This is a genomic window from Pseudoduganella buxea (assembly GCF_009720835.1).
In the GTDB taxonomy this organism is placed as follows: domain Bacteria; phylum Pseudomonadota; class Gammaproteobacteria; order Burkholderiales; family Burkholderiaceae_D; genus Rugamonas; species Rugamonas buxea.
The window spans coordinates 25,890-31,889 of sequence record NZ_WNKZ01000075.1; the positions used below are offsets into that span (position 1 = coordinate 25,890).

At 59.0% G+C, this 6,000-nt stretch carries 7 protein-coding genes; 2 read left to right on the forward strand and 5 right to left on the reverse strand.

Annotated elements, in window-relative coordinates:
- Positions 1 to 16 precede the first annotated feature (16 nt).
- Together GM672_RS21035 and GM672_RS21040 are read right to left on the reverse strand one after the other, a co-directional pair.
- Positions 17 to 505, reverse strand: coding sequence for a hypothetical protein (locus GM672_RS21035; protein WP_155472491.1), 489 nt, complete (start codon positions 503 to 505; stop codon positions 17 to 19).
- A gap of 4 nt (positions 506 to 509) precedes the next feature.
- Positions 510 to 1,217 carry a hypothetical protein gene (locus GM672_RS21040; protein WP_155472492.1) on the reverse strand — a complete coding sequence of 236 codons (708 nt, stop codon included), beginning with the start codon at positions 1,215 to 1,217 and terminating at the stop codon, positions 510 to 512.
- Positions 1,218 to 1,547: 330 nt separating this feature from the next.
- Here GM672_RS21040 and GM672_RS21045 point away from each other — a divergent pair, with 330 nt between their 5' ends.
- Complete coding sequence (locus GM672_RS21045) at positions 1,548 to 4,310, forward strand: TonB-dependent receptor (protein WP_155472493.1); 2,763 nt, start codon at positions 1,548 to 1,550, stop codon at positions 4,308 to 4,310.
- A gap of 145 nt (positions 4,311 to 4,455) precedes the next feature.
- On the opposite strand, the gene GM672_RS21050 is transcribed toward GM672_RS21045, so the two are convergent.
- Complete coding sequence (locus GM672_RS21050) at positions 4,456 to 4,674, reverse strand: DUF3325 family protein (protein ID WP_155472494.1); 219 nt, start codon at positions 4,672 to 4,674, stop codon at positions 4,456 to 4,458.
- On the opposite strand from GM672_RS21050, the gene GM672_RS21055 reads away from it, so the two are divergent.
- Positions 4,673 to 5,074 carry a hypothetical protein gene (locus GM672_RS21055; RefSeq protein ID WP_155472495.1) on the forward strand — a complete coding sequence of 134 codons (402 nt, stop codon included), beginning with the start codon at positions 4,673 to 4,675 and terminating at the stop codon, positions 5,072 to 5,074. The two genes, GM672_RS21050 and GM672_RS21055, sit on opposite strands and share 2 nt — an antisense overlap.
- 281 nt (positions 5,075 to 5,355) lie before the next feature.
- On the opposite strand, the gene GM672_RS21060 is transcribed toward GM672_RS21055, so the two are convergent.
- Both GM672_RS21060 and GM672_RS21065 read right to left on the reverse strand, forming a co-directional pair.
- Positions 5,356 to 5,706: a tetratricopeptide repeat protein gene (locus GM672_RS21060; protein WP_155472496.1), complete on the reverse strand. Its 351-nt coding sequence runs from the start codon at positions 5,704 to 5,706 to the stop codon at positions 5,356 to 5,358.
- 186 nt (positions 5,707 to 5,892) lie between these two features.
- The coding region (locus GM672_RS21065) for an IS3 family transposase (protein ID WP_155472497.1) at positions 5,893 to 6,000 on the reverse strand (108 nt) is incomplete at its 5' end.

A 6,000-nucleotide genomic window follows, 5' to 3' on the forward strand; every position in this document is an offset into this window, starting at 1 on the left:
GGCATGACGCCCGGTATCAGCCGGCTGGAGTAGCGTTTGACTTCTCCCGCGACGGCCGGCCTGTTAGATTGAAATGACGGAACAAGGTCCATGGACGGCGCACGCCACGCGGTGCAGGGAACGTCGATGACGCCAACCTCTTGGATGGAAACAGCGTCAGCGTCCAGACGGTATCCCCCATGAAATGAAAGCTGATTTCATCCTCTGCGGACAAGTCCAATTGCGAAAGGGCCCCGGTCGCGTACATGGCGCCAATGGTGGCCCAGTCCACGATATGCAACTGGCTGTCGAGGAGATAGATGCGTAAAGTGTCTTCGTGCAGGATGTCGTCGGTTACCAGCAGCAGCAGAAAATCTTGCCATTTCAGCGCCGTCTCCAATACGGCACCGATGACAGCCTTTCCTGTGGGCTTTCCTGCCATCCAAATTTCGCTGCGAGGTAATTCATCTGCCGACAACGACCTGGTCAACTGGAGTGAAGTCGCCGGGAATGGGCTCAGTCGCATGGGGTTACCAGATATAGCTTGTACCGAATGCGGCCATTGCGCCACCGACAAACGCCCCGACTGTGACGCAGACAGGAGCACCCGGCCCACACGCAAGGCCCGCCAGCGCTCCACCGGCAATTCCGCCGGCAATGCCAGCACCGTTTGCAGCAAGCTCCCTTCTGATAGCCAGCGGTTTGTTGGTCGAGGTCGCGACGGAATAGACTGAAAGCCCCATCGACAAGAATAGCAGCCCCCGGCCGGCATAAGAAATTCTGCTCATGGCACGTGTGATATTGGGGTTCGATCTGCCGGCTGAGGACACGATCTCCGCATACACTGCGTTTTGTTTAGAGCTGGTCAAGCGGGAAAAATTCGCCGATTCACCGAACATCTTCCTCGTTTGACGTGCAATCAACAGGTTCAACGAAAGTCCCTCGGACTTGATGCGCTGTGCCATTGCCCTGCCCACCGGCGTGCTTCGGGAGCGAATTACCTCCATCACGACATTCCGGGTTTCTTGCGCCTGTTGAGCTGCGCTTGCCCACGTAATGCGGTTCGCAACGGCATCGGCGCGCAATTTCTCTGCCATGCGCTTGATTTCTCGGGCGTACGCAAGTCGGGCGGAAGAGTCGATCGTCAGATGGGCGCCGACGTTGGCGATTTGCGCTTCCAGGGCCTTGATCGTATCTTCGAAGATGATTTGGTCATCAGCAGTCCTGTTCGTGTCCATTTGTTTACTCCGTCGACATTTGGACTCTCAGGGTAGGCGTCACATCTGCCATGTCGTTTGTGCCGGCGCAATTGGGTGCCGGCTGCTGCGCTACCTCATGCATAAGGGGAGCGGATGCCACCTCGCATTTCGGACGGCTGGCCTGTCGCGTCCGTTCCCGTCTCGACGTTCATATATCGATTTCGTATAGCAATCCACAAATAAGTAATAGATTGCCATTCTGGTACGAGGCGTAGGATTTCCCGATGCAGTCGTTGTACGACGACTGCATGCGATGCACGCAGTTGAAACTCCGCACTTCATAAAACCAAGACAGAGGAGACACATCACATGCATTTCCCACGCTTCCCCCGTACCATGCTGGCCACGCTGATCGCTGAAATGCTCGTCGCCGGCGCAGCTTCCGCCCAGACCGTCGTCGATCCCGTCATCGACCCCGCCGCCAAAGTGGTGGTCAGCGGCATCCGCGCCTCGCTCAGTTCCTCGTTGACGACCAAGCGCATGCAGGATGGCGTCGTCGATGCCGTGTCGGCCGAGGATGCCGGCAAATTCCCGGACACGAATATCGCCGAATCCCTGCAGCGGGTGACGGGTGTGCAGATCCAGCGCAATAACGGCGAGGGCCGTTATATTTCCGTGCGGGGGCTGGGTCCGGAATTCAATAATGTGCTGGTCAACGGCCGCACCCTGACGAGCGACACGGGCGGGCGCGAATTTTCCTTCGACCTGCTGTCGTCCGACCTGATTTCGAAGGCGCTGGTGTACAAGACGTCGCAGGCCTTCCTGCCCGAGGGCGGCATCGGTTCGACGGTGGATATCCAGACGGCACGGCCCCTGTCCGGCAAGGTGGGACATTCGTCGGTGATCAATGTGTCGTCGTCGTGGGATTCCAATTCGAAGGACTACACGCCCAATGCGGCCGGCATGTATTCGTTCGCCAATGCCGAGCGCAGCTTCGGCGTCACCGCGTCGGTGTCGTATACCGACCGCAGCTCGAAGCAGAACAAGTCCATCACGGATGCGTGGAATTACCGCGATGTGTCGATGATCGAGGGCGACCTGAATTCGCGCGGCCTGACGATGGCCGACGTCACCACGCGCAAGCTGTATATCCCGCAAAGCTTCGGCTACCAGCAGGAGAACGAAAGCCGCGAGCGCCTGGTCGGCAATTTGACCGTCCAGTTCAATCCCAGCCCCGGCTGGAAGATGACGGCCGACGCCCTGTATTCGCGGCTGGACCAGCGCAATGCCGTGATCACTTTCAGCGACTGGAATAATCCCGTCCAGCTGGGCGTCAAATACGACGGCAACAACCAGATCACGAGTTTCCTGCGCCCGGGCGCCAGCTTCTATGCGAACAACCCGGCGCTGGCGGGGCCGGGGAAGCTGCTGGGCGAGGCCAATTCGAACGACATGATCGTCAAGGGCGGCGACCGGCTGTCGGTGACGAAAGCCTTCGGCTTCAATTCGAAATGGCAGCTGGCGCCGGACTGGAAACTGGAAGGCGATGTCTCCACCTCCCGAACGACGTCGAAGACGCCGGACATGTGGGTGGTGGCGGGCATGGTGCCCCGCAACGGCGATACGCTCACATTCGGCGCGATGCCGTCGCTCGTGTTTGGCGACAATATCGCCGACCCGAATGCGGTAAAGGCCCACGCCGTGTCGAACGGCGACGTGCGCAACAGCGACAAGCTGCACGAAGGGCGCCTGAACCTGGCGTGGAACCACGAGCTGGGTGCCTTCCGGGGCATCGATGCCGGCATTGGCTATTCGCAGCGGCGGGTCGGGCGCACGGAATGGGAAAGCGATTCGTGGAATGCCTTCAGCGGTTATCACGTGGCGCTGCCGTCGTCGCTGTTTACCGTCACGCCGCTGGACGGCTATTTCGGCGCGCAGGCGCCGTCGCATTACCTGCGCTTCGACCCGTATGCGTACATGGCTTACCTGAACCAGCCGTCGATGCTGGCGCAATCGAACGATCCGGCCCTGTATTCGGACCTGTCGCGCTACCCGAACGGCCCGATGGCAATCGATTATTCGCGGCCCGCATCCACCTGGGGCGTGAAGGAAAAGGTATCGAGCGTCTTTGTCGACACACGCTGGGAGGGCGAGCGCTGGTCGGCCAGCGCGGGCATTCGCGCCGTGCACGTCAAATCCCAATCGACGGGCATCAGCCGCGTGCTGCTGTCGGCAGTAAAGAGCCCGAACGACACCACGTATATCCTGACCTATGGACCGTCCGCCGCCACCACGGTGGACAACAGCTACAACAGCTTCCTGCCGTCGGCAAATATCAAATTCGACGTGACGAAGGACATGCTGCTGCGCCTGGGCGCATCGAAAACGGAGACGCGTCCGACCTTGAGCCAGATGGGCGTGGACAACTGGTACGGCGGGCGCTTCGGCGACGTGCAGACGGGCGGCGGGAATCCCTACCTGAAGCCGATGCAGTCGAAGAACCTGGACCTGTCGTACGAATGGTATCTGTCGAAGACCAGCTATGTCAGCGCCGCCGTGTTCTACAAAAAAGTCGCCGACTTCCTGGAGACGCGGCTGGAAGATATCCGCCTGCCGCAATACGACGAGGTGGTGCACGACTCGCGCGTGCGCAACGGCCAGTCGGGCAGGATCAAGGGCCTGGAACTGGCGGGCCAATACCTGTTCGACACGGCCGTGCCGTGGCTGCGGGGCTTCGGCGTGATGGCCAACTACACCTTTGTCGATGCCAGTGCCAGCCGCGAAGGCGATACCGGCACCCTGGAGTGTGGGTACCCCGGCCTGTCGAAGCAGTCTTACAACGCCTCGCTGTTCTACGAGAACAGCAAGTTCCACGCGCGGGCCAGCTACAACTGGCGCAACCACTTCTCCGTCGACTGCGGCGGCGGCAGCACCTTGCCCCGCAACCGCGCCGCCTACGGCCAGCTCGACGCCAGCCTGCGCTACAACGTCACCCAGGCGATTGCGCTGTATGCCGACGGCATCAACCTGGGCAACAAGCGCATGCGCGAGTACGCCAGTAACGAGAGCCAGTTCCTGACCTTGGAGGATGTCGGGCGGCGGGTCAACTTCGGCGCGCGCGTGGCGTTCTAGTGCAATGCCAGAGCCAGGGATTGGGACTGGGTCGTACCCGTAGGGACTGACCCGGTCCCTACGGGTACGCCAGCACCCCCAGAAGGCGCGGGCGCCAGCTCAAGGCCAGCGCCACGCCCAGCGCGGCGGCGGCCAGCGCCATGAGTCACACCAGCACGGCCATCGTCGGATGGTCCGCTTGCAGGCAAAGCACCAGCGCCGCGGCTAGGCTGGCGGCGCCCAGCAGGCGCAGGCGCCGCGCGACGGCCGGCGTCGGCACGCCGCCCCGCACCTGGGACCAGTGCACTTCCATCGACAGGGCCAGCCAGGCCATCCCCGCCGGGCACGCGATCAGCGCACCGGCCAGCAACGCAGCTTCACGCATGGACGGCTCCTTCGCCTTGTTGCCGCGCTGCCGGCAGCGCGCGCAAGCCGAGCTTGCGTTCTGGGAAAGCACAGAAGGAGAACTTGACTGGAACATCGGTTCAGTACGCGCTTCGTCCATAAAAACGCCAATCAAAATAATGACGAGTAAATTTTTTGTCATGGTTTATGGACGTGATGCGTTGCTGCCCTGCAAGTTGCTTACGATTGTTTTTTTCAGGAACGAGGGCAGGACTACAGCGCTGATGCGTTTCAGCGATCCGGACAAGCCGAGGGCCGACGCGACGGTAGTGCCGGGTTTTCCGGCCATTGCCGTGCCGTACGCATTCAAAACCGTCACCCCGTCCAACAGCTTTGTCCGCAACGTCGACCAGGGCCTCTTGTTTAATCAACGCCAGTAATGCATACGCACCGCCTTTTTGCAGCGGCTGCAAGGCGCTAGCCGCTTGCTGCGCCGCTTGCGCCATCGCGCCAGCCTTACCGGCTGCGCCCCTCAAAAGTGTCGAAGCGCGGCCCGGTGTCGTATTCTTGTATCGTCTCAAGTTTTTCTGTTCTCAATGGGGGGTGTCGGGAACGTTCCTAATCTTTCCGCTTATCGGATAAGGAATTTTTTCGGTATCGACATAGCCTTAAACAATTTCTTTCTTATCCGTAACCCACGGAGCCGGAATCCAGTATAGTCTCATCTTAAAGTTGCGCAAATTTCATCGATCAGCACTTGTGCTTTGGTATCTCCATTTTTCTTCGCCATTTCTGCCCAGTATAAGGCGCCATGTATGTCTGGGTTTTCTTTGTAGAACAATAAGAAAGATAAATTGTATTGTGCGGCAGTATGGCCAGCACGTGCCGAGCGTTCGAGCCAATGCTGCTCCTTTTCGTTATCAAACTCTGAAAACGCGTAATATTGCGCAAGTCGAAATGCTGCGTCCTTATCACCACGGTTTGCTTTATCCGTCAGCTGAGATCTCTCGAACTTGCTAAGCCAATATGTAGAGCCTGTTGATATCGGCCCCGAGTTCTTTTGATCGTCCATGGTTGTATTCGCTTTCGCTATGTCTTGATTGAAATAATTGAATATGGAATATAAACATACGGAAACAGCTGCCTTGGAAAACTTCCTTCTTGATCTATGGATCAAAGACATGCCATGCGCCTTCTTGATCGGTGTCCATTGTGCCGTCTGGCTTCATGCCTGCTGGCTTGAATCGCCACGAGTTTCCTAGACACTCGCGAGCCGCTTGAAATACTGCTTTTCATACTCGACCGGCGACAAGTCATTGCTGAAGCTGTGCCGGCGCTTCGGATTGTAGAACATCTCGATGTAATC

Excerpts from the sequence above, each read along its gene's own strand:
- GM672_RS21035 (WP_155472491.1), bottom strand. The coding sequence starts at position 505 with ATGCGACTGAGCCCATTCCCGGCGACTTCACTCCAGTTGACCAGGTCG.
- GM672_RS21040 (WP_155472492.1), bottom strand. The coding sequence starts at position 1,217 with ATGGACACGAACAGGACTGCTGATGACCAAATCATCTTCGAAGATACG.
- GM672_RS21045 (WP_155472493.1), top strand. The coding sequence starts at position 1,548 with ATGCATTTCCCACGCTTCCCCCGTACCATGCTGGCCACGCTGATCGCT.
- GM672_RS21055 (WP_155472495.1), top strand. The coding sequence starts at position 4,673 with ATGGACGGCTCCTTCGCCTTGTTGCCGCGCTGCCGGCAGCGCGCGCAA.
- GM672_RS21050 (WP_155472494.1), bottom strand. The coding sequence starts at position 4,674 with ATGCGTGAAGCTGCGTTGCTGGCCGGTGCGCTGATCGCGTGCCCGGCG.
- GM672_RS21060 (WP_155472496.1), bottom strand. The coding sequence starts at position 5,706 with ATGGACGATCAAAAGAACTCGGGGCCGATATCAACAGGCTCTACATAT.